This window comes from Pseudomonas sp. LBUM1666 (assembly GCF_059695775.1).
Genome location: NZ_CP166789.1, coordinates 2,276,863 through 2,298,989 on the forward strand (window position 1 = coordinate 2,276,863; position 22,127 = coordinate 2,298,989).

General features: G+C 58.7%; 22 protein-coding genes. 9 read left to right on the top strand and 13 right to left on the bottom strand.

Annotated features, from left to right (window positions below):
- Window positions 1-269 precede the first annotated feature (269 nt).
- Window positions 270-1,526, top strand: coding sequence for an NADP-dependent isocitrate dehydrogenase (gene icd, locus ACA056_RS10315; protein ID WP_008146904.1), 1,257 nt, complete (start codon window positions 270-272; stop codon window positions 1,524-1,526).
- 98 nt (window positions 1,527-1,624) lie between these two features.
- Here icd and cspD read toward each other — a convergent pair whose 3' ends face one another.
- Window positions 1,625-1,891: a cold shock domain-containing protein CspD gene (gene cspD, locus ACA056_RS10320; protein ID WP_497272431.1), complete on the bottom strand. Its 267-nt coding sequence runs from the start codon at window positions 1,889-1,891 to the stop codon at window positions 1,625-1,627.
- Between the two features lie 225 nt (window positions 1,892-2,116).
- Here cspD and clpS point away from each other — a divergent pair, with 225 nt between their 5' ends.
- Together clpS and clpA are read left to right on the top strand one after the other, a co-directional pair.
- Window positions 2,117-2,500 carry an ATP-dependent Clp protease adapter ClpS gene (clpS, locus tag ACA056_RS10325; protein WP_140680026.1) on the top strand — a complete coding sequence of 128 codons (384 nt, stop codon included), beginning with the start codon at window positions 2,117-2,119 and terminating at the stop codon, window positions 2,498-2,500.
- Window positions 2,501-2,530: 30 nt separating this feature from the next.
- The gene (gene clpA / locus ACA056_RS10330; protein WP_497272433.1) at window positions 2,531-4,801 is read left to right on the top strand and encodes an ATP-dependent Clp protease ATP-binding subunit ClpA; all 2,271 of its coding nucleotides are present in this window, start codon (window positions 2,531-2,533) and stop codon (window positions 4,799-4,801) included.
- Window positions 4,802-4,973: 172 nt separating this feature from the next.
- Here clpA and ACA056_RS10335 read toward each other — a convergent pair.
- The 5 genes from ACA056_RS10335 to trxB form a co-directional block, all read right to left on the bottom strand.
- Window positions 4,974-6,511, bottom strand: a protein-coding gene (locus ACA056_RS10335) for an IS3 family transposase (RefSeq protein ID WP_497272435.1) whose coding sequence is annotated in 2 segments (ribosomal slippage) — window positions 4,974-6,043 and window positions 6,043-6,511 — 1,539 coding nt in all. Because the reading frame shifts where the segments join, the coding sequence is not laid out codon by codon here.
- 374 nt (window positions 6,512-6,885) lie between these two features.
- Window positions 6,886-7,104 (bottom strand): translation initiation factor IF-1, encoded by a 219-nt coding sequence (gene infA / locus ACA056_RS10340; protein WP_002553999.1) that lies wholly within the window; start codon window positions 7,102-7,104, stop codon window positions 6,886-6,888.
- Window positions 7,105-7,215: 111 nt separating this feature from the next.
- Complete coding sequence (locus ACA056_RS10345) at window positions 7,216-7,923, bottom strand: arginyltransferase (RefSeq protein WP_497272437.1); 708 nt, start codon at window positions 7,921-7,923, stop codon at window positions 7,216-7,218.
- Between the two features lie 57 nt (window positions 7,924-7,980).
- A complete protein-coding gene (gene aat / locus ACA056_RS10350; RefSeq protein WP_497272439.1) occupies window positions 7,981-8,661 on the bottom strand; it encodes a leucyl/phenylalanyl-tRNA--protein transferase in 681 nt (226 codons plus the stop codon).
- A gap of 64 nt (window positions 8,662-8,725) precedes the next feature.
- Window positions 8,726-9,685, bottom strand: coding sequence for a thioredoxin-disulfide reductase (gene trxB, locus ACA056_RS10355; protein WP_497272441.1), 960 nt, complete (start codon window positions 9,683-9,685; stop codon window positions 8,726-8,728).
- 306 nt (window positions 9,686-9,991) lie between these two features.
- On the opposite strand from trxB, the gene ACA056_RS10360 reads away from it, so the two are divergent.
- From ACA056_RS10360 to cysG, 6 genes are all read left to right on the top strand, one after another.
- On the top strand, window positions 9,992-12,394 hold the full coding sequence (locus ACA056_RS10360; RefSeq protein WP_282480688.1) for a DNA translocase FtsK: 2,403 nt from the start codon (window positions 9,992-9,994) through the stop codon (window positions 12,392-12,394).
- A 65-nt stretch (window positions 12,395-12,459) separates the two neighbouring features.
- Window positions 12,460-13,083 (top strand): outer membrane lipoprotein periplasmic chaperone LolA, encoded by a 624-nt coding sequence (gene lolA / locus ACA056_RS10365; protein ID WP_223430568.1) that lies wholly within the window; start codon window positions 12,460-12,462, stop codon window positions 13,081-13,083.
- Window positions 13,084-13,245: 162 nt separating this feature from the next.
- Entirely contained in the window at window positions 13,246-14,568 is a 1,323-nt protein-coding gene (locus ACA056_RS10370) for a replication-associated recombination protein A (RefSeq protein WP_008029505.1), read from the top strand.
- A complete protein-coding gene (gene crcB, locus ACA056_RS10375; RefSeq protein WP_497272444.1) occupies window positions 14,568-14,942 on the top strand; it encodes a fluoride efflux transporter CrcB in 375 nt (124 codons plus the stop codon). The genes ACA056_RS10370 and crcB overlap by 1 nt, the downstream gene beginning before the upstream one ends.
- A 15-nt stretch (window positions 14,943-14,957) precedes the next feature.
- On the top strand, window positions 14,958-16,238 hold the full coding sequence (gene serS, locus ACA056_RS10380; protein WP_008154844.1) for a serine--tRNA ligase: 1,281 nt from the start codon (window positions 14,958-14,960) through the stop codon (window positions 16,236-16,238).
- Entirely contained in the window at window positions 16,239-17,633 is a 1,395-nt protein-coding gene (gene cysG / locus ACA056_RS10385) for a siroheme synthase CysG (protein ID WP_497272446.1), read from the top strand.
- A 117-nt stretch (window positions 17,634-17,750) separates the two neighbouring features.
- Here the strand turns inward: cysG and ACA056_RS10390 are convergent, their stop codons facing one another.
- The 7 genes from ACA056_RS10390 to ACA056_RS10420 form a co-directional block, all read right to left on the bottom strand.
- Window positions 17,751-18,752, bottom strand: a complete 1,002-nt coding sequence (locus ACA056_RS10390) for a glutathione S-transferase family protein (RefSeq protein WP_497272448.1) — start codon at window positions 18,750-18,752, stop codon at window positions 17,751-17,753.
- A 90-nt stretch (window positions 18,753-18,842) separates the two neighbouring features.
- Window positions 18,843-19,844 (bottom strand): glycosyl transferase family protein, encoded by a 1,002-nt coding sequence (locus ACA056_RS10395; RefSeq protein WP_497272450.1) that lies wholly within the window; start codon window positions 19,842-19,844, stop codon window positions 18,843-18,845.
- On the bottom strand, window positions 19,841-20,176 hold the full coding sequence (locus ACA056_RS10400; protein ID WP_497272452.1) for a TusE/DsrC/DsvC family sulfur relay protein: 336 nt from the start codon (window positions 20,174-20,176) through the stop codon (window positions 19,841-19,843). Before ACA056_RS10400 ends, ACA056_RS10395 begins: the two co-directional genes overlap by 4 nt.
- Window positions 20,173-20,466, bottom strand: a complete 294-nt coding sequence (gene tusB / locus ACA056_RS10405) for a sulfurtransferase complex subunit TusB (protein WP_497272454.1) — start codon at window positions 20,464-20,466, stop codon at window positions 20,173-20,175. The genes ACA056_RS10400 and tusB overlap by 4 nt, the downstream gene beginning before the upstream one ends.
- Entirely contained in the window at window positions 20,466-20,828 is a 363-nt protein-coding gene (gene tusC / locus ACA056_RS10410) for a sulfurtransferase complex subunit TusC (protein WP_497272456.1), read from the bottom strand. The genes tusB and tusC overlap by 1 nt, the downstream gene beginning before the upstream one ends.
- A gap of 1 nt (window position 20,829) precedes the next feature.
- Window positions 20,830-21,222: a sulfurtransferase complex subunit TusD gene (gene tusD, locus ACA056_RS10415; protein WP_497272458.1), complete on the bottom strand. Its 393-nt coding sequence runs from the start codon at window positions 21,220-21,222 to the stop codon at window positions 20,830-20,832.
- A gap of 199 nt (window positions 21,223-21,421) precedes the next feature.
- Entirely contained in the window at window positions 21,422-22,126 is a 705-nt protein-coding gene (locus tag ACA056_RS10420) for a YoaK family protein (RefSeq protein WP_497272460.1), read from the bottom strand.
- Window position 22,127 lies beyond the last annotated feature (1 nt).

Sequence of the window (22,127 nt, forward strand, 5' to 3'; positions counted from 1 at the left end):
GCGGGCGGCATTATACATAGGTAGCTGGCAATCTGCCGATGGTTCATATGCAACGATTGTCGTCCATTGGTCTAAAGGTCGCAGGGGCGAGTGGGGCGTAGAGTCTTGCACCGTGCTTGAGTTTGGCGCTTTTCCCTTTGCTTTCAGGCTTGTACGTCGCGAACTGTGCAGCTTTGCGGCAGATGGTTGGAACATAGGGTTTGCGTGCCGATTTAACTGGGGTACGCTCGAACGAAGCCAGATGTTCAATCCAAACAATGGAGTTCAGCATGGGATACAAGAAGATTCAGGTTCCAGCAGTCGGCGACAAAATCACCGTCAACGCGGACCATTCTCTCAATGTTCCTAACAACCCGATCATCCCCTTCATCGAAGGTGATGGTATTGGCGTTGATATCAGCCCGGTCATGATCAAGGTTGTCGATGCTGCTGTTAAGAAGGCTTACGGCGGCGAGCGCAAAATTTCCTGGATGGAAGTCTACGCCGGGGAGAAAGCGACTCAGGTTTACGATCAGGACACCTGGCTACCTCAGGAAACCCTGGACGCGGTCAAGGATTACGTGGTTTCCATCAAGGGCCCTCTGACCACCCCGGTCGGTGGCGGCATCCGTTCCCTGAACGTGGCCCTGCGTCAGCAACTCGACCTATATGTCTGCCTGCGCCCTGTGCGCTGGTTCGAAGGCGTGCCTAGCCCGGTCAAGAAGCCAGGCGACGTCGACATGACGATCTTCCGTGAGAACTCGGAAGACATTTACGCCGGTATCGAGTGGAAAGCCGGTTCGCCGGAAGCGACCAAGGTCATCAAGTTCCTTAAAGATGAAATGGGCGTCACCAAGATCCGTTTCGACGAAAACTGCGGTATCGGCATCAAACCGGTTTCGCTGCAAGGCACCAAGCGTCTGGCGCGAAAAGCTCTGCAGTATGTGGTCGACAACGACCGCGACTCGCTGACCATCGTGCACAAAGGCAACATCATGAAGTTCACCGAAGGTGCCTTCAAGGAATGGGCCTACGAAGTGGCAGCTGAAGAATTCGGCGCGACCCTGCTCGATGGCGGTCCGTGGATGCAGTTCAAAAACCCGAAAACCGGCAAGAACGTTATCGTCAAAGACGCCATCGCTGACGCCATGCTCCAGCAGATCCTGCTGCGCCCGGCCGAATACGATGTGATCGCGACCCTGAACCTGAACGGCGACTACCTCTCCGACGCCCTGGCGGCGGAAGTGGGCGGTATCGGTATCGCACCGGGTGCCAACCTGTCTGACACCATTGCGATGTTCGAAGCGACCCACGGCACTGCGCCGAAGTACGCTGGCAAGGACCAGGTCAACCCGGGTTCCCTGATCCTGTCCGCAGAGATGATGCTGCGCCACATGGGCTGGACCGAAGCTGCCGATCTGATCATCAAGGGCACCAACGGCGCGATTTCCGCCAAGACAGTGACCTATGACTTCGAACGTCTGATGGAAGGCGCGAAACTGCTGTCTTCGTCCGCGTTTGGTGATGCGCTGATTTCGCATATGTAAGCGAAATCCAGGCCACACGTTCTCCAGCCTAAAAAAAACCGCCCGACTCAAGTAATTGAGTCGGGCGGCTTTTTTATGACTGGATGGTAAGTGCGATCTCAGGCCGTAACAGTATGTTCACCAGCGGGAGCGGTGACTGCCTGAGCATCAACAGGCGCGCCGATGTTCACGGCATGCAGGCCTTTTGGGCCCTGAATGATCTCAAAGACGACGGCTTGCCCGGCTTTCAGGGTTTTATAACCTTCCATCTGGATGGCCGAGTAGTGGGCGAACAGATCTTCGCTCTTGCCTTCCTCATTGATGAAGCCGTAACCCTTGGCATTGTTGAACCATTTGACCTTGCCGCTGACCTTGACACCTGACATACCCATATCCCTCTGCAACAGACTCCATCACTGGAGTATCATCCAGTTCATCCGCAGTCATTTCCTGGAAATAAGATTGACTCCGCGGACCTTTTTTACCCACTGTGGGCTCTATTGTTTGTAACACCGTTTTCCCGATAGTCAAGGTGACCGGGCAGTCGGAGTTGAAATCGACGATGGCCGCCCCCACCACTGTATTCGCACAACTGACGAACCTTTCTTTCCATGCATGCAATCAGCCAGATTCGACTAACATTCAATCAGGATCGCCCGGCTCTCCAAAAAGATCACCCGGGGGCACACGAGGACGATTCCGCAGGCATTGCTGTTCAGGAGGCAAAGCCTGCTTTACAGGCGCCGCCGATGTACAAGGTGGTTTTGTTCAATGATGACTACACACCGATGGATTTCGTCGTCGAAGTGCTCGAGGTGTTTTTTAACCTGAATCGCGAGCTGGCGACCAAGGTCATGCTGGCCGTCCACACAGAAGGACGGGCAGTATGTGGAGTGTTTACCCGCGACATCGCCGAGACTAAGGCCATGCAGGTCAACCAGTACGCCAGGGAAAGCCAGCATCCGCTACTCTGTGAAATCGAGAAGGACGGTTAATCGCCGACCACTTGGGTATGAGGTGAAGCTATGTTAAACCGCGAGCTCGAAGTCACCCTCAATCTTGCCTTCAAGGAGGCACGTTCGAAGCGTCATGAGTTCATGACCGTCGAACACCTCCTTCTGGCCCTATTGGACAATGAGGCTGCCGCCACCGTTTTGCGTGCCTGCGGCGCAAACCTCGACAAACTCAAGCATGACCTGCAGGAGTTCATCGACTCCACCACGCCGTTGATCCCCGTCCATGACGAGGATCGCGAGACCCAACCAACCCTGGGCTTTCAGCGTGTTCTGCAGCGTGCTGTCTTTCACGTACAGAGCTCGGGCAAACGCGAAGTGACTGGCGCCAACGTGCTGGTCGCAATCTTCAGTGAGCAAGAGAGTCAGGCAGTGTTCCTGCTGAAGCAGCAGAGCGTTGCGCGCATCGATGTCGTCAATTACATCGCTCATGGCATTTCCAAAGTGCCGGGGCATGGCGATCACTCTGAAGGTGAGCAAGATATGCAGGACGACGAGGGCGGTGAGTCTTCTTCTTCAAGCAATCCTCTGGATGCTTATGCCAGCAATCTCAACGAACTCGCGCGCCAGGGTCGTATCGATCCATTGGTAGGCCGTGAGCTGGAAGTCGAGCGCGTTGCGCAGATCCTGGCGCGTCGTCGCAAAAACAATCCGTTGCTGGTGGGTGAGGCGGGCGTGGGTAAAACCGCGATTGCCGAAGGCCTGGCCAAGCGCATTGTCGACAACCAGGTGCCGGACTTGCTGGCCAACAGCGTGGTGTATTCCCTCGATCTGGGGGCCTTGCTGGCCGGGACAAAATACCGCGGCGATTTCGAGAAGCGCTTCAAGGCGTTGCTCAATGAGTTGAAAAAACGTCCGCAGGCGATCCTGTTTATCGACGAAATCCACACCATCATTGGTGCGGGTGCCGCGTCCGGTGGGGTCATGGATGCCTCGAACCTGCTCAAGCCGCTGCTGTCGTCGGGTGATATCCGTTGCATCGGCTCGACCACGTTCCAGGAATTCCGCGGGATCTTCGAGAAGGACCGTGCTTTGGCCCGGCGCTTCCAGAAGGTCGACGTGTCGGAACCTTCGGTGGAAGACACCATTGGCATCCTGCGCGGCCTGAAAGGTCGTTTCGAAGCGCATCACAACATCGAATACAGCGATGAAGCGTTGCGTGCGGCGGCTGAACTGGCCTCGCGGTATATCAATGACCGGCACATGCCGGACAAGGCCATTGACGTCATCGACGAGGCGGGCGCCTACCAGCGTCTGCAGCCAATCGAGAAGCGCGTGAAACGCATCGAAGTGCCTCAAGTCGAGGACATCGTCGCGAAAATCGCGCGGATTCCGCCTAAGCACGTCACCAGCTCCGACAAAGAGCTGCTGCGTAACCTTGAGCGTGACCTGAAGCTGACAGTATTTGGCCAGGATGCCGCGATCGACTCGCTGTCGACTGCGATCAAACTGTCCCGTGCCGGCCTCAAGTCGCCTGACAAGCCCGTCGGTTCGTTCCTGTTCGCAGGGCCTACCGGTGTCGGTAAAACCGAAGCGGCGCGTCAGCTGGCCAAGGCGTTGGGCATCGAGCTGGTTCGCTTCGACATGTCCGAGTACATGGAACGCCACACCGTATCGCGTCTGATCGGTGCACCTCCAGGCTATGTCGGGTTCGATCAGGGCGGTCTGCTGACCGAAGCCATCACCAAGCAGCCTCACTGCGTGTTGTTGCTCGATGAAATCGAGAAGGCGCATCCGGAAGTCTTCAACCTGCTGCTGCAGGTGATGGACCACGGTACGCTGACCGATAACAACGGGCGCAAGGCGGACTTCCGTAACGTGATCGTCATCATGACGACCAACGCCGGTGCCGAAACGGCAGCTCGCGCTTCGATCGGTTTCACCCATCAGGACCACTCGTCCGATGCGATGGAAGTGATCAAGAAGAGCTTCACGCCGGAGTTCCGCAACCGTCTGGACACCATTATCCAGTTTGGTCGCCTCAGTCATGAGGTCATCAAAAGCGTGGTGGACAAGTTCCTTACCGAGCTTCAGGCGCAGCTGGAAGACAAGCGCGTGCAGTTGGAAGTGACGGACGCGGCGCGCACCTGGTTGGCAGAAAGCGGCTACGACACGGCAATGGGCGCTCGACCAATGGCGCGTTTGATTCAGGACAAGATCAAGCGTCCGCTGGCGGAAGAGATTCTCTTTGGCGAATTGGCCGACCATGGTGGTGTGGTTCACATCGATCTCAAGGACGGCGAGCTGACCTTCGACTTCGAGACCACGGCTGAAATGGCCTGACAGTTATCGCAAGAAAGCAAAAGGCGCCGAAAGGCGCCTTTTTGCTGTCTATTAGATTGGGTGTATATCCGTTGCTGCGGTAACGGCTACTTAGGGTTTCGCCCTTACGGCGACTCACTTTTTTTTCAAACCGGTACGTGTCAAGGTACCTGTCACCTTGTTCCAACTGTTGTTAGCCAGCTGCACCCTTAACCTCAGGGCGCTCTGGGTTTAAATACACCGCATCTGCCAGCTTCCAGTTGCGTGTCCGAGTACTCCAGCGGCTCGGATTAGCGTCCCTGGCGTCTTCATAAAGCACTGCTCTAGCTTGTAATAGAACCGTCGCCTTGCCTTCGTGGCGTTCGTTCGGCGTGACGTATTTCAAGGCGCTGTGGCGGTGATCTTCGTTGTACCACTCGATAAATTTCTGCACCCAAAGCCTTGCTTCAGTGACCGTATCAAATGGTTGATCCGGCCAGAGTGGGCAGTACTTGGCGGTACGGAAAAGCGCCTCGGCATAAGCGTTGTCATTGCTCACCCTCGGCCGGCTGAAGGACGGCTCGACGCCCAGGGCGATCATGCTTTCACGTAATAAAGAGCCTCTCATAACGTGGCCGTTATCCGAGTGCAACACCAACGGACGACCCGCTGTGTGCTCCCGCAAGCATCCCTTTCTGAGCAACTCACACGCGTGTTCGGCACATTCCACCTCATGCACTTCATTAGCGACCAGCTTGCGGCTGTAGACATCCTTGACCATGTACCAGTAGAAAAAACGGCCTTTGACGGTGCTGGGCAGCCAGGTGATATCCCAGCACCACACCTGATTGGGTGCGTCAGCACGGTGCGTCGTCAGTACTCTGCGTTTCGGGGTCTTGGTACGACCACGGCGCACGTTTTGATTGGCGGCTTTTAACACACGGTAAAACGTCGACTCCGAAGCCAGATAAATGCCTTCATCCGCTAGTTTTGGAACGATTTGGTGCGGGGTGAGGCTGGCGTAGCCAGCCTGATTGGCAGCATCAAGCACCGCTTGGCGTTCTGTCTTACTGAGCTTATTAGCCGGAGCTGCCCGTTGAGCCAGCCGTCGTCCGTCACAGTCAGCGTGTCGCCAGCGTTGGACTGTGCGCAGGCTCAGCCCCAACTCATTGCAGGCTCGATATCGACGAGCGCCATTGAGTACCGCGTCTGCAATCAACTTCATGGCTTGCGTACGATCAGAGGCGTCGATCAGTCTTCCTTGTCCTTGCCCCAGATCGCATTGGCTTTTTTTCTGAGATCCAGCAAGGCCACCGCCTCCGCACGTCCGGCATCAGACTGAATCAATTGACGCTCAAGTATTTTGATACGCCGTTGCTCGGCCGTCTTAGAGGTTCGAGAGTTGAGATCAACGACCGGATTGGCGTTTTGGCATGCCATTCGCCACTGTTGGATTTGCTCAGGGTAAATGCCTTTGATTCGGCAATACTGAGAGATCTCCACCTCGCTCAACGGCGCGGTTTCCATGACAGCATTGAATTTATCGGCGCTAGACCATTGGTCACTGGTCTTGCCGTTTCCCGGAACGATCAAGCCTTTATCTCTAGCCATTTGTCTCCAATTTCGCAGTGACTGTGGCGTGAGATTGAGCGCAACGGCAAGTTCTGCCACTGATCGATTGAGGGGCGGCATCATTTGCAAAACGACCCAATCTTTGAAGTCGTTGTCGTAGCGTTTGCCTAGCTTGGACATCGATATGTACCTTCGCCCTCTTGAATGAACGAGTCAATCAACAAGGGCGACAGGTAGCCTGACACGGAGGGAAACGCCAAAAAAAGTAAGCCAAAAAAGGCTCGCCCCGAGCGTCCGGCCCCTCGCCTAGGCTCGGCGTTCCTTCGTTCCGGCATTCATCTGAGGGCACCGTAGCGAGGGAACGCGGAGCTTTAGCGAGGCGCCGTACGCCGGGGCGAAGCCTTTTGGTTCCTTTTTGGCGTTTGAAAAAGGGACTCGCTGTAAGAGCGAAACCCTAATCAGCCATCACCGCAACAACGGATATACACTCGAACCCAAAAAAACCGCACACACAAAAACGCCCGGCATAAACCGGGCGTTTTGTATTGACTTGATTAACGAGCGCGGTAAGTGATGCGCCCTTTGCTCAAGTCATAGGGCGTCAGCTCGACGCGCACTTTGTCACCGGTAAGAATACGAATGTAGTTCTTGCGCATCTTGCCGGAGATATGCGCGGTTACGACGTGCCCATTTTCCAACTCCACACGAAACATGGTGTTGGGCAGGGTGTCGACGACAGTGCCTTCCATTTCGAAGCTGTCTTCTTTCGACATGCAGTAAAGCCCTCGGTGTCCAATGAATGGCCCGGTGCAACTGCGCCAGGCAAAAGCGGCGTGCATTGTGCCCGAAAAATGGGGTTTAAGCCAAGGGGTTTACGGCTTGCTCTAGTTCAGGATGACCCAGCGCTGATTAATCAGCAGTTCGATAGGGCGATATTGAGTCTTGTAACTCATCTTTTTGCAGTTTTTGATCCAATAGCCCAGATAGACGGCTTCCAGCCCCAGACGCTGAGCTTCGGCGATTTGCCAGAGAATCGCATAACGCCCCAGGCTGCGGCGTTCTTCAGCGGGCTCGTAGAAGGTGTAGACCGCCGACAGACCGTTCGGCAGCAAGTCGGTGACGGCCACCGCTACCAGTCGTCCTTCGAGGCGGAATTCGTAAAATCGGGAAAACGGCAGGTCACGTACCAGGAACGTCGCAAACTGATCGCGACTCGGCGGGTACATATCGCCATCGGCGTGACGCTGTTCGATATACCGCTGATAAAGGTCGAAATACTCTTCGCTGAATTGCGGCCTGGCAGGGCGCACCTGCAGGTCGACGTTGCGTTTGAAGATGCGTTTCTGCTGACGGTTAGGCTCAAATTGCGCCACAGGGATACGCGCCGGTACGCACGCATTGCAATTCTGGCAATGGGGCCGGTAGAGATGATCGCCGCTGCGGCGGAAACCCATTTCAGACAGGTCTGCGTAGACATGCACATCCATGGGCTGACTAGGGTCGAGAAACAGGGTTGTGGCCTGCTCCTCGGGCAGATAACTGCAAGAGTGGGGCTGAGTGGCATAAAACTTCAAACGCGCCAACTCGGTCATGATCAACCCTCGGGAATTAGCTTTGAATTAAGTGTAAGCCAAGCTCGCCAAAGTCGCTCAGCAAACCCAGGTTGCGCGGCTGGGTCGGTCCAGATGCTGCGCAAGGTAGTCGGCAAACTCGCGGCGGGGAATCGCTCGGGCGCCGAGGCTGTGCAGATGGTCGGTAGGCATCTGGCAGTCGATCAGCACAAAACCTGAGTCTTTCAGATGTCGGACCAGTGTGGCAAAGCCATATTTCGAGGCGTTGTCGGCGCGGCTGAACATGGACTCGCCGAAAAACAGTTGACCCATCGCCAGGCCATAGAGCCCGCCGACCAGTTCGTCCTGGTCCCAGACTTCCACCGAATGGGCGTAGCCACGCCTGTGCAGCTCGAGATAGGCATTCTGCATGGCTTCTGTGATCCAGGTGCCATCGGCGTAATCCCTAGGCGCGGCGCAAGCGCGGATGACCGCAGCAAAATCCTGATCAAAGGTCACTTGATAGCGTTGCTGGCGCAGCAATTTGTTCAGGCTGCGCGAGACATGCAGTTCGTCGGGAAACAGTACGGTGCGTGGATCCGGCGACCACCAGAGAATCGGCTGGCCTTCCGAGAACCACGGAAAACAACCGTGGCGATAGGCCTGAATCAGACGATCGGCGGACAGATCGCCGCCCGCGGCCAGCAGCCCGTTGGGATCGCGCATGGCTTTTTCCAGGGGCGGGAAGGTCAGGGTATTGCGTTGTAACCAAGTCAGCATGGCATCCGGGCTTGCAGAAGGGGAGGGCGGTGGTGGGCGGGTGGGCCCACCGTGAAGTGTGCCGTCAAACGACTGGAATGTCGTCGAGATACTTCTCAGCGTCCAGCGCGGCCATGCAGCCGGCCCCGGCAGACGTCACGGCCTGGCGGTAAACGTGATCGGCCACGTCGCCGGCGGCAAACACGCCCGGGATTTCGGTGCTGGTAGCATCGCCTTCGCTGCCGCCCTTGACCAGCAAGTAGCCGTCACGCATTTTCAGCTGACCCTCGAACAGGTCGGTGTTGGGTTTGTGGCCAATAGCGATGAACACGCCAGTTAGCGGCAATTCACTGGTTTCGCCACTATGGCTGTCCCGCAGGCGGGCGCCGGTCACACCGCTGGCATCACCCAGCACTTCATCCAGATTCTGGTTCCAGTGCAGGCGGATATTGCCTTTGGCGGCTTTTTCGAAGAGCTTGTCCTGAAGAATCTTTTCCGAGCGCAACTTGTCGCGCCGGTGAATCAGGTGGACTTCCTTGGCGATGTTTGACAGGTACAGCGCTTCTTCAACGGCCGTGTTGCCGCCGCCAACGACTGCAACCACCTGATTGCGGTAGAAGAAACCGTCGCACGTCGCGCAGGCCGACACCCCTTTGCCGGCAAATGTCTCTTCCGATGGCAGCCCCAGGTATTGCGCCGAGGCGCCGGTGGCGATAATCAGCGCATCACAGGTGTAAGTGCTGCTGTCGCCGATGAGTTCGAACGGGCGCTGTTGCAACTTGGCGGTATGGATGTGGTCGTAGACGATCTCTGTGTGAAAGCGCTCGGCGTGTTTTTGCATGCGTTCCATCAGCACCGGGCCGGTGAGGCCTTCGACATCACCGGGCCAGTTGTCGACTTCGACGGTGGTGGTGAGCTGGCCACCTGCCTGTATGCCGGTAATGACAACGGGATTGAGGTTGGCGCGGGCGGCATAAACGGCAGCGCTGTAACCGGCAGGGCCGGAACCCAGAATGATCAGGCGGGAATGCTTCGCTTCGCTCATAAAAACACCTCATAAGCCTTTGTCACAAAAGAGAATGCATGCTCAAATTGAACCGCGCGTAATGTGCTGTTGGCTATGCTACACCTTGGGTTTCAAGCATGGCATCGGACGAACAAACCCGTACAATGCCTGCCTGTTACAGTGTTTGTAATAAAATAAGCGCCACGCGCCGTGTTTATAAAAACCGGAGCGTAGTGTTAAAAGTAGTCCCAGTTACACCCGTTAACTTTTTTACCTGCCTGGATTGGGCAGTTTTTATAGTCATTCAACAGATGGACGCGCCTTAGGCGCAGGAAAAGAAGCGTTTTGAAGAAATCCACCGCAGCACCAAAAACAGTCGTTCCGCTCTGGCGCCAGCAATTGCACTACCGGCTCAAGGAAGGTGCATTGATCGCCATCGGCGGCTTGTGCCTGTTCCTGATGATGGCCTTGTTGACTTACGGCAAGGACGATCCGGGCTGGAGCCATAACAGCAAGATCGACGATGTGCAGAACTTCGGCGGACCGGTCGGCTCCTACAGCGCCGATATCCTGTTCATGGTGTTGGGTTACTTCGCCTACATCTTCCCGCTGTTGCTGGCGATCAAGGCATATCAAATCTTCCGTCAACGCCACGAGCAGTGGGAGTGGAGCGGCTGGCTGTTCTCCTGGCGCCTGATCGGCCTGGTGTTCCTGGTGCTGTCGGGCGCGGCCCTGGCCCATATCCATTTCCACGCTGCGACCGGTCTGCCGGCCGGCGCTGGCGGCGCGTTAGGCGAAAGCCTCGGCGATCTGGCCAGGAACGCCCTGAATATCCAGGGCAGTACGCTGTTGTTCATCGCGTTGTTCCTGTTTGGCCTGACGGTGTTCACCGACCTGTCGTGGTTCAAAGTGATGGACCTCACCGGCAAGATCACCCTCGACCTGTTCGAATTGTTCCAGGGCGCGGCCAACCGCTGGTGGGCCGCCCGCAGCGAACGCAAGCAACTGGTCGCCCAGCTGCGTGAAGTCGACGACCGCGTCCATGACGTGGTGGCTCCGACCGTCACCGACAAACGCGAGCAGGCCAAGGTCAAGGAACGCCTGATCGAGCGTGAGCAGGCCCTGAGCAAACACATGTCGGACCGCGAGAAGCAGGTGCCGCCGGTGATTGCCCCTGCGCCGCCCAAGCCATCGGCGCCCAGCAAGCGCGTGGAAAAAGAGAAACAGGCGCCGTTGTTCGTCGACAGTGCCGTCGAAGGCACCTTGCCGCCGATCTCGATTCTCGACCCGGCAGAAAAGAAACAACTCAATTACTCGCCTGAATCCCTGGCTGCGGTCGGCCACTTGCTGGAAATCAAGCTCAAGGAATTCGGCGTCGAAGTCTCGGTGGATTCGATTCACCCGGGCCCGGTGATTACCCGTTACGAAATCCAGCCAGCGGCCGGCGTCAAGGTCAGCCGCATCTCCAACCTGGCGAAAGACCTGGCACGTTCCCTGGCCGTGACCAGCGTGCGCGTGGTGGAAGTGATTCCGGGCAAGACCACCGTCGGTATCGAGATTCCTAACGAAGACCGCCAGATCGTGCGCTTCTCCGAAGTGCTGTCGACCCCGGAATACGACAATTTCAAATCCCCGGTGACCCTGGCCCTGGGCCACGACATTGGTGGCAAGCCGGTCATCACCGACCTGGCGAAAATGCCTCACTTGCTGGTAGCCGGTACGACCGGTTCCGGTAAATCGGTGGGCGTGAACGCGATGATCCTGTCGATCCTGTTCAAGTCCGGCCCGGAAGACGCCAAGCTGATCATGATCGACCCGAAAATGCTTGAGCTGTCGATCTACGAAGGCATTCCGCATCTGCTCTGCCCGGTGGTCACCGACATGAAGGACGCAGCCAACGCCCTGCGCTGGAGCGTGGCGGAGATGGAGCGTCGCTATAAACTGATGGCGAAAATGGGCGTGCGTAACCTGTCGGGCTTCAATGCCAAGGTCAAGGAAGCCCAAGACGCCGGTACGCCGTTGACCGATCCGTTGTACAAGCGCGAAAGCATTCACGACGAAGCGCCGCTGCTGACCAAGCTGCCGACGATTGTCGTGGTGGTGGACGAATTCGCCGACATGATGATGATCGTCGGCAAGAAGGTTGAAGAACTGATCGCCCGTATCGCCCAGAAGGCGCGTGCGGCCGGTATCCACTTGATCCTTGCGACCCAGCGGCCGTCGGTTGATGTGATCACCGGTCTGATCAAGGCCAACATTCCGACGCGTATGGCGTTCCAGGTGTCGAGCAAGATCGACTCCCGGACCATCATCGACCAGGGCGGTGCCGAACAACTGCTGGGCCACGGTGACATGCTTTACATGCCGCCGGGCACCAGTCTGCCGATTCGTGTCCACGGTGCCTTTGTGTCCGATGACGAAGTTCACCGGGTGGTCGAAGCCTGGAAACTGCGCGGCGCGCCGGAATACAACGACGAGATTCTCGCCGGTGTCGAAGAGCCGGGTAGTGGCTTTGAAGGCGGCAGCGGTGGCGACGAAGACAGTGAATCCGACGCGCTCTACGACGAAGCGGTGCAGTTCGTACTGGAAAGTCGTCGTGCGTCCATCTCTGCGGTTCAGCGCAAGCTGAAAATCGGCTACAACCGCGCCGCGCGCATGATCGAAGCCATGGAAATGGCCGGGGTCGTGACGTCCATGAACACCAACGGTTCGCGTGAAGTCCTGGCTCCGGGCCCGGTACGCGACTGAATTGATTGAAACGCGGTGGCGTAATGACGCGCCATCGCACCCCCACGAATGTTATGAGGACTCCCATGCGTCTTATCCGCATGCTGTTGCTGCCGGTTTTGGCTTTGACCACGCTCTCGGCCCACGCCGATGACAAGGACGTGGCACGTCTGACCCAACTGCTGGAAAAATCCCAGACCCTGACCGCGCGCTTCTCCCAGCTGACCCTCGACGGCAGTGGCACCCGGTTGCAGGAAACCGCGGGCGAAATGTCCTTGCAGCGTCCTGGCTTGTTTTACTGGCACACCAATGCGCCGGCCGAACAAACGATGGTCTCCGATGGCAAAAAGGTGACGTTGTGGGATCCGGACCTGGAGCAGGCCACCATCAAGAACCTCGATCAGCGCCTGACTCAGACTCCGGCGTTGCTGCTGTCCGGTGACGTGTCCAAGATCAGCCAGAGCTTCGACATCAGCGCCAAGGAAGCCGGTGGCGTGATCGACTTCACCTTGAAGCCGAAAACCAAGGACACCCTGTTCGACAGCCTGCGCCTGTCGTTCCGTAACGGCCTGGTCAATGACATGCAGATGATCGACAGCGTCGGTCAGCGCACCAACATCCTGTTCACCGGCGTGAAGGCCAACGAGCCGATTCCGGCGTCCAAGTTCAAGTTCGACATCCCGAAGGGTGCCGATGTGATCCAGGAATAAAAGCAGACACATAACCTGTGGGAGCGAGCTTGCTCGCGATGGCGGTATTACATTCAGCATCAATGTTGACTGACACACCGCTATCGCGAGCAAGCTCGCTCCCACAGGGGCCGGCGGTGTTCAAGTTATTGGCTGATAGTCAGTGAGGTTTCGCAAGTAGTGATGGACCTGTTTCGCAGTGCCCCGATTGCTCAGCCCTTGGCCGCCCGTTTGCGTGCGGCCAATCTGGACGAGTACGTCGGTCAGGAACACGTGCTCGCTCGCGGCAAGCCTTTGCGCGAGGCGCTGGAGCAGGGTGCCTTGCACTCGATGATTTTCTGGGGCCCGCCGGGTGTGGGCAAGACCACCCTGGCGCGGCTGCTGGCGGAAGTCTCGGATGCGCACTTCGAAACGGTTTCGGCGGTACTGGCCGGCGTGAAGGAAATCCGTCAGGCGGTGGAAATCGCCAAGCAGCAGGCCGGCCAGTATGGCAAGCGGACCATCCTGTTCGTCGATGAAGTGCATCGCTTCAACAAGTCTCAGCAGGATGCGTTCCTGCCGTACGTTGAAGACGGCACGCTGATTTTCATCGGCGCAACCACTGAAAATCCCTCGTTTGAACTCAACAACGCGTTGCTCTCCCGGGCGCGCGTCTACGTGCTAAAAAGCCTCGATGAAGCGGCACTGCGCAAACTGGTGCATCGCGCGCTGACTGAAGAGCGTGGCTTGGGCAAGCGGCAACTGACCCTCAGCGATGAAGGTTTCCAGATGCTGCTGTCGGCCGCCGATGGTGATGGCCGTCGTCTGCTCAACCTGCTGGAAAACGCCTCGGACCTGGCTGAAGACAACAGCGAGATCGGCGTCGACCTGCTGCAAAGCCTGCTCGGTGATACCCGTCGGCGTTTCGACAAGGGCGGCGAAGCGTTTTACGACCAGATCTCTGCGCTGCATAAATCCGTGCGCGGCTCCAACCCCGATGGTGCGCTGTATTGGTTTGCACGGATGATCGACGGCGGTTGCGATCCGTTGTACCTGGCCCGGCGCGTGGTGCGTATGGCCAGCGAAGACATCGGCAACGCCGATCCCCGCGCCTTGAGCCTGTGCCTGGCAGCGTGGGAAGTGCAAGAGCGCCTCGGCAGCCCCGAAGGCGAATTGGCGGTGGCTCAGGCCATCACTTATCTGGCCTGCGCGCCAAAAAGCAACGCGGTGTACATGGGCTTCAAAGCCGCGATGCGCAGCGCCACCGAACACGGTTCGCTGGAAGTGCCGCTGCACCTGCGCAATGCGCCGACCAAATTGATGAAGCAACTGGGTTATGGCGACGAATACCGTTACGCGCACGATGAGCCGGACGCTTACGCCGCTGGCGAAGACTATTTCCCGGAAGAACTTGAGCCACAACCGTTCTATCAGCCCGTACCCCGAGGCCTGGAGTTGAAGATTGGCGAGAAGCTCAATCACCTTGCACAACTTGACCGTCTAAGCCCCCGGCAGCGGAGAAAATAGTGATTCCTTTGGTCATTGCGGTATCCGTCGGCGGTATTGCCGGGACTCTGTTGCGTTTTGCCACCGGCAATTGGGTCAACGCTAATTGGCCGCGGCACTTCTATACCGCGACGCTGGCCGTTAATATCGTCGGCTGTTTGCTGATCGGCGTTCTATACGGTCTGTTTTTGATACGCCCGGAAGTGCCGATCGAGGTACGCGCCGGGTTGATGGTCGGCTTCCTCGGGGGGCTGACGACTTTTTCATCCTTTTCACTGGATACGGTGCGCCTGATGGAAACCGGGCAAATGCCGCTGGCCCTGGGCTATGCTGCCATCAGCGTATTCGGCGGGCTGCTCGCTACCTGGGCCGGCCTGTCCTTGACCAAACTTTGATAACGAGAGACCGACATGCTCGATTCCAAACTGTTACGTAGCAACCTTCAGGACGTAGCGGACCGCCTGGCATCCCGTGGCTACACGCTGGATGTTGCGCGCATCGAAGCGCTGGAAGAACAGCGCAAGACCGTCCAGACCCGCACCGAAGCACTGCAGGCTGACCGTAATGCGCGCTCCAAATCCATCGGCCAGGCCAAGCAGCGCGGCGAAGACATCGCACCGCTGATGGCCGACGTCGAGCGCATGGCGAACGAATTGAGCGCCGGTAAAGTCGAGCTGGACGCGATCCAGACCGATCTGGATTCGATTCTGCTCGGCATCCCGAACCTGCCGCACGAATCCGTGCCGATCGGTGATGACGAAGACGGCAACGTCGAAGTGCGCCGCTGGGGCACCCCGACCGCGTTCGATTTCCCGGTTCAGGATCACGTGGCCCTGGGCGAGAAGTTCGGCTGGCTGGACTTCGAAACCGCCGCCAAGTTGTCCGGCGCCCGTTTCGCACTGTTGCGCGGCCCGATTGCTCGAATGCACCGCGCCCTGGCGCAGTTCATGATCAATCTGCACACCAGCGAACACGGTTACGAAGAGGCCTACACGCCTTATCTGGTTCAAGCGCCGGCGCTGCAAGGCACGGGTCAGCTGCCGAAGTTCGAAGAAGACCTGTTCAAGATTGCTCGCGAAGGCGAAGCCGATCTGTACCTGATTCCGACCGCCGAAGTGTCGCTGACCAACATCGTCGCTGGCGAAATCGTCGATTCGAAACTGCTGCCGATCAAGTTCGTCGCCCACACTCCGTGCTTCCGCAGTGAAGCAGGTGCGTCGGGTCGCGATACGCGCGGCATGATCCGTCAGCACCAGTTCGACAAGGTTGAAATGGTCCAGATCGTTGAGCCGTCGACCTCGATGGAAGCGCTGGAAGGCCTGACTGCCAACGCCGAAAAAGTCCTGCAATTGCTCGAGCTGCCTTATCGCACTATTGCGCTGTGCACCGGCGATATGGGCTTCAGTGCGGTCAAGACCTACGATCTGGAAGTGTGGATCCCGAGCCAGGACAAATACCGCGAAATTTCGTCGTGCTCCAACTGCGGCGACTTCCAGGCCCGTCGCATGCAAGCGCGTTTCCGTAACCCGGAAACCGGCAAGCCTGAACTGGTTCACACCCTGAACGGTTCCGGCCTGGCGGTCGGTCGTACCTTGGTGGCGGTGCTGGAAAACTACCAGCAAGCCGACGGTTCGATCCGTGTGCCGGACGTGCTGAAACCGTACATGGGTGGCCTTGAGGTCATCGGCTAAATGGACTATCTGCCGCTGTTCCATAATCTTCGCGGCAGTCGTGTCTTGGTCGTCGGCGGGGGGGAAATTGCCTTGCGCAAATCCCGCCTGCTGGCCGAAGCCGGTGCGCTGCTGCGGGTGGTCGCACCTGAAATCGAACCGCAACTGCGCGAACTGGTTGTCGGCAGCGGTGGCGAGTGTCTGGTGCGAGGCTACCTTGAAGCAGACCTGGACGGTTGCGGGCTGATCATTGCCGCCACCGACGACGAACCGCTGAACGCTCAAGTCTCTGCTGATGCCCATCGGCGCTGTGTGCCGGTCAATGTGGTGGACGCGCCAGCCTTGTGCAGCGTGATCTTCCCGGCGATCGTCGACCGTTCTCCTTTGATTATTGCGGTCTCCAGCGGCGGCGATGCGCCGGTGCTGGCGCGGTTGATCCGCGCCAAACTGGAAACCTGGATTCCTTCCACCTACGGTCAATTGGCCGCTCTGGCGGCGCGTTTCCGCAGCCAGGTCAAACGCCTGTTTCCGGATGTGCAGCAGCGCCGGGCGTTCTGGGAAGATGTGTTCCAGGGCCCGATTGCCGATCGGCAACTCGCCGGGCAGGGCGCTGAAGCCGAGCGCTTGATGCTGGCGAAAATCAACGGTGAAGCGCCTGTTGCCACTGGCGAAGTCTATCTGGTGGGCGCAGGGCCGGGTGATCCCGACCTGCTGACCTTCCGCGCCTTGCGCCTGATGCAGCAAGCCGATGTGGTGCTGTACGACCGCCTGGTCGCGCCGGCCATTCTGGATTTGTGCCGTCGCGATGCCGAGCGGGTTTATGTCGGCAAGCGCCGCGCCGATCACGCCGTGCCTCAGGATCAGATCAACCAGCAATTGGTCGATCTGGCCAAGCAGGGCAAGCGCGTGGTGCGGTTGAAGGGCGGTGACCCGTTCATCTTCGGCCGTGGCGGTGAAGAGATCGAAGAATTGGCGGCCCATGGCATCCCGTTCCAGGTCGTGCCGGGCATCACGGCCGCCAGCGGGTGTGCGGCATATGCCGGGATTCCGCTGACGCATCGCGATTACGCGCAGTCGGTGCGTTTTGTCACCGGGCATCTGAAGGATGGCTCCACCGATTTACCGTGGGCCGATCTGGTCGCGCCGGCGCAAACCCTGGTGTTTTACATGGGGCTGGTGGGCTTGCCGATCATCTGCGAGCAGTTGATCAAGCATGGTCGCGGCGCGGATACCCCGGCGGCGTTGATCCAGCAGGGCACGACGGTCAATCAGCGGGTGTTTACCGGCACGTTGGCCGATTTGCCAAGTCTGGTGGCGGAGCATGAAGTGCATGCGCCGACGCTGGTGATCGTTGGGGAAGTGGTGCAATTGCGCGAGAAACTGGCGTGGTTTGAAGGGGCTCAGGCGCAAGTCTGAACACCGAGTCGTTCCCATCGCCAGCAGGCTAGCTCCTACACTGGATTTGTGTCGTTCACAAATCCCCTGTGGGAGCTAGCCTGCTGGCGATTGGGGTCCTCAAAAACGGCACAAACCTCAGGCCCTGCGCCAAACCCCTTTCCCACTCAACCGCGCCCGATCATGGGTTGCTGTGAAATCCTGCGCCGGCCCTTTCGGCACAACCCCCGTCGGGTTGATGGTCTTGTGGCTGCCGTAGTAGTGATGCTTGATGTGCTGGAAATCCACCGTCTCGGCAATCCCCGGCCACTGATAAATCTCTCTTAGCCAATTCGACAGGTTCGGATAGTCGGCAATCCGCCGCAGGTTGCACTTGAAGTGCCCGTGATACACGGCATCAAAGCGAATCAACGTGGTGAACAGCCGAATATCAGCTTCAGTCAGGTACTCACCGGTCAGATAACGATTGGCACCCAACAGCTGTTCCAGCCGATCAAGCTCCTCGAACAACCCATCGAACGCCTCTTCATACGCCTGCTGCGACGTGGCAAACCCTGCGCGGTACACGCCATTGTTCACCGCCGGATAAATCCGTTCATTCAGCGCATCGATCTCGCCCCGCAGCGGCGCCGGGTAGAAGTCCAGATCATTACCCGTCAAATCATCAAAGGCGCCATTGAACATGCGAATGATCTCCGCCGATTCATTGTTGACGATGCGATTCTGTTGTTTATCCCAGAGCACCGGCACCGTGACGCGGCCGGTGTAGTCGGCGGTATCGGCGGTGTAGCGCTGGTGCATGAAATTGAAGTGATCGAGTTTGTCGCCGGTCGATCCGAGGTTCTGATCGAAGGTCCAGCCGTTTTCCAGCATCAGCCAACTGACCACCGAGACGTCGATGAGGCTTTCGAGCCCTTTGAGTTTGCGCAGGATCAGCGTGCGGTGAGCCCATGGACAGGCGAGGGACACGTAGAGGTGATAACGACCGGCCTCGGCCGCAAAGCCACCGACACCTGTCGGGCCAGGCTTGCCGTCGGCGGTCAGCCAGTTACGACGCTGCGCTTGTTCACGCTGGAACGCGCCGTCCTTGCCGCTTTCGTACCACTGGTCATGCCAGCGACCTTCAACTAACAAACCCATGTTCAAGACTCCTCAACCAATAAGCGTTGGAGAGGAGTCTATTCGCATAGGTTCGATAAAAAAGCGCAAAGGTTGGGCGCTTATGATCGGTTAAATCGATCTGTCCCGAGCGTCCCAATACTGCTGGGCGGTTTCGAAGGCGTGTTCGCGGGTTTGGCCGAGGCCGCGCAAGGCCAGGGCCATGGTTGAGATCAGCGCCATTTGCGGGTAACTGTCGACCACGTCGCCACGCCACACGGCTTTCAGATGCTCGGGCTCAAGCGAGGCTGGTTTGACGTGGCGCTGGCTCGACCGCTGCGGCCATTCCTCGTCCCAGCTTTCGCCACCGGTGGTGCCGTACAGGTGACTGTCGGCGTCCGGGTTGATCTCGATTTCGCCGCCGTCGCCTTTGATCACGATCGCGGTGTCGCCGAGCAAGCCGCTGGCATCGCGATGCACAGCCTGGTAACCGGGGTGGAAAATGCTTTGCAGACCACAGCGGGCATTCAACGGGTTGAGAATCCGCGCCAGGGAGTGGATCGGTGAACGCAGACCCAATGTATTGCGCAGGTCGATCATTCGTTGCAGCGGCGGTGCCCAATCCACCAGCGGCATGAAGGCCAGACCACCGTTATCGAGCGCCACACCCACCTGCTGCCAGTCGCGGCACAACGGGATCTTCAACTCATTCAGCAGTTGCTCGCTGTACAGCCGACCCGCCGTGTGCGCGCCGCCGCCATGCATGAAAATGCGCAGACCATTTTGCGCCAGGCATTTGGCTGCCAGCAGATACCACGGAAGATGACGCTTCTTGCCGGCGTAGGTTGGCCAGTCCAGATCCACATTCAACGTCGGTGCCTGTAAACGTTCGCGCAATGCTTCGGTAAAACCTGCCATCTCCTCAGCGCTTTCTTCCTTGTGCCGTAACAGCATCAGGAATGCGCCGAGCTGGGTGTCTTCGACCTTGTGGTCGAGCACCATGCCCATCGCTTCGCGGGCTTCCTCGCGGGTCAGGTCGCGTGCGCCGCGTTTGCCTTTGCCGAGGATGCGCACGAACTGGGCGAACGGGTGTTCGGCGGGTGTTTCGAGGGTCAGCGCTGGGTAGTCGGTCATAAGCAATTCGTCGGTTTGGGCAGGCCCGCCAGTTTCGCGGCGAGTTTGGCAGGGGTGCCTTTGAACAATCGGTTCAGGTGCAGGCTGTTGCCCTTGTCCGGGCCCAGCTTCAGCGCGGTGTACTTGATCAGCGGACGAGTGGCCGGCGACAACTGGAATTCGGCATAGAAACTGCGCAGCAGTTCGAGGATTTCCCAGTGGTCGGGGCTCAACTCGATGTCTTCGGCGGCTGCCAGGGCGCTGGCCACCTCGGAGGACCAGTCGCTCAGTTCTACCAGGAAACCGTCCTTGTCCAACTCGATGGCGCGTGCGCCGACCATCAGGGATTTCATAGCCAACTGTTGACCTTGTCGTAGTGAATCGACAGCTCGACGAAGGCGGGATAGTCGATAGCCTTGGCCGTATCAGGAATCTCCAGCGCGCGAGCCTGGGCGTCTTCGGCCAGTACGAACAGTTTCAGATTGCGAGCGGTCAGCGCATTGAACGGTGCAGTACCTGGTTGCAAGGCATAGACCGCGTCGCCAGTCAGGAGCAGCGCATCGTCATCGCCAATCACGCGCAGGCAACTGGTCAGGCGATCGTCGCCGAACGGGGAATGAGACAACACATGCAAAGTCGACATCAGAGGGTGATCACCTGGTCGTAACGGTCAATAAGTGCGGTGATTTCGTGGGCGGCCAGCACCTGCGCTTCTTCCAGCGACAAGCCGGCCGGGTCCAGGCCGCGTTCAGCGGCGCTGTCGCCACAGACGAACAGCTCGTCGACACCGAACATCGGCAAGGCTTGCAGGTTGGCGCTCAGGTCCTTCTGCTGGAGGGCCTTGGCATCCTGTTTCGCGGCGAGCTGGAACACCCCGTCATCGAGAAACAGCAGGCCGATCGGCAGATCGAAGGCGCCACCGGACAGCACGATGTCCAGCGCTTCCCGCGCACTCGGCCCGGACCAGGGCGCCTGACGGCTGATAATCAGCAAGGATTTAGGCATCTCACGCGCCTCCGAAACAGATCAGGCGGCCGGCGTCCTGCACCGCGTCATGCAACTGGCCGAGTCCGGACAATTCCCACGGTGCGCCCACCGCCACGGCTTCACGCTGATAGCGCCCGGCTTCTTCTTTATTCAACACGCCACGACGCAGAGCGGCCGCGATACACACGACACCATCCAGTTGATGCTCGGTGATGAAGTTGCGCCATTGCTTGGGCAAATCCTGCTCATCCTGCGGCGTGACCACGCTGCCGGAGGCGTTGTAGACGCCGTCCTGATAGAAAAACAGCCGGACAATTTCATGCCCACCGGCCAACGCAGCCTGGGCAAACAGCAGGGCGCGGCGCGAGGAGGGCGCATGGGCGGCGGAAAACAGCGCGATGGCGAACTTCATGACGGACTCGATCAGCAAAACTGCGGCCATGATAAAGCTTTATCGCCGGGGGGGCTAAATCGATGTTGTCTGTGCGGGCCCCATCGCGAGCAAGCTCGCTCCCACAGGGGGGTTGTGTGATGCCGAAGATTGTAGCTTCACCGCAAAACCTGTGGGAGCGAGCTTGCTCGCGATGGGGCCCGCACAGGCCACACAAGATTCAGCGCGGCATATAACCCAACTGCCAGCGCTTCGGGATTTTCAGCGACAGCAGCCCGACCACGCCGGCCAGCAGACCGCTGACAAACAGGGCCCTGAGCCCCAAGTGATGTTCCAGCAAGGCGCCGAGTACCGCGCCGACAAACATCCCGGTCCAAGGAATCAATTGCACGCGCCACCCGTTGCGCCGTTCGCCGAGCATCCAGCGTCCCAGCCCTCGGCCGAAGCGCGACAGGGCGCCGGTGACGTAGGTCAGGCCGACCGGTAGGCCGTTCACTTCTTCCACCGCGGCATTGAGCATGCCCATGGCGATGATCGCCGCCAGTAGCGCTGGCAATTGTTCGTCGTAGGGCCAGGCAGCGGCGCCGCAGAGCAGCGTGGCGATGCACAGCAGCAAGGGCAGCGCCCGACGGCCGCCGAGGCGGCTGACGACAATCCCCAAGGCGTTGCCGACGATGAAGGTGCCGACGAGGATCACCAGGCGCAAGGTCAGGCCCAGGTCCCCGTCGCTGATGGCGACGGCGAGGCGGGTAGTGTTGCCGCTCATGAACGAGACGAAATCGCCGCTGGCCATGAAGCCGATGGCGTCGGTCATGCCCGCGAGCACCGAGAGGCTGGCCACCAGCGACATGCCAATGCGTCCGCGCCATTTGCGGGTATGCAGATGGCCAGGACTGGCGCGGTCAGTTGAGAGGGATGGCAACATC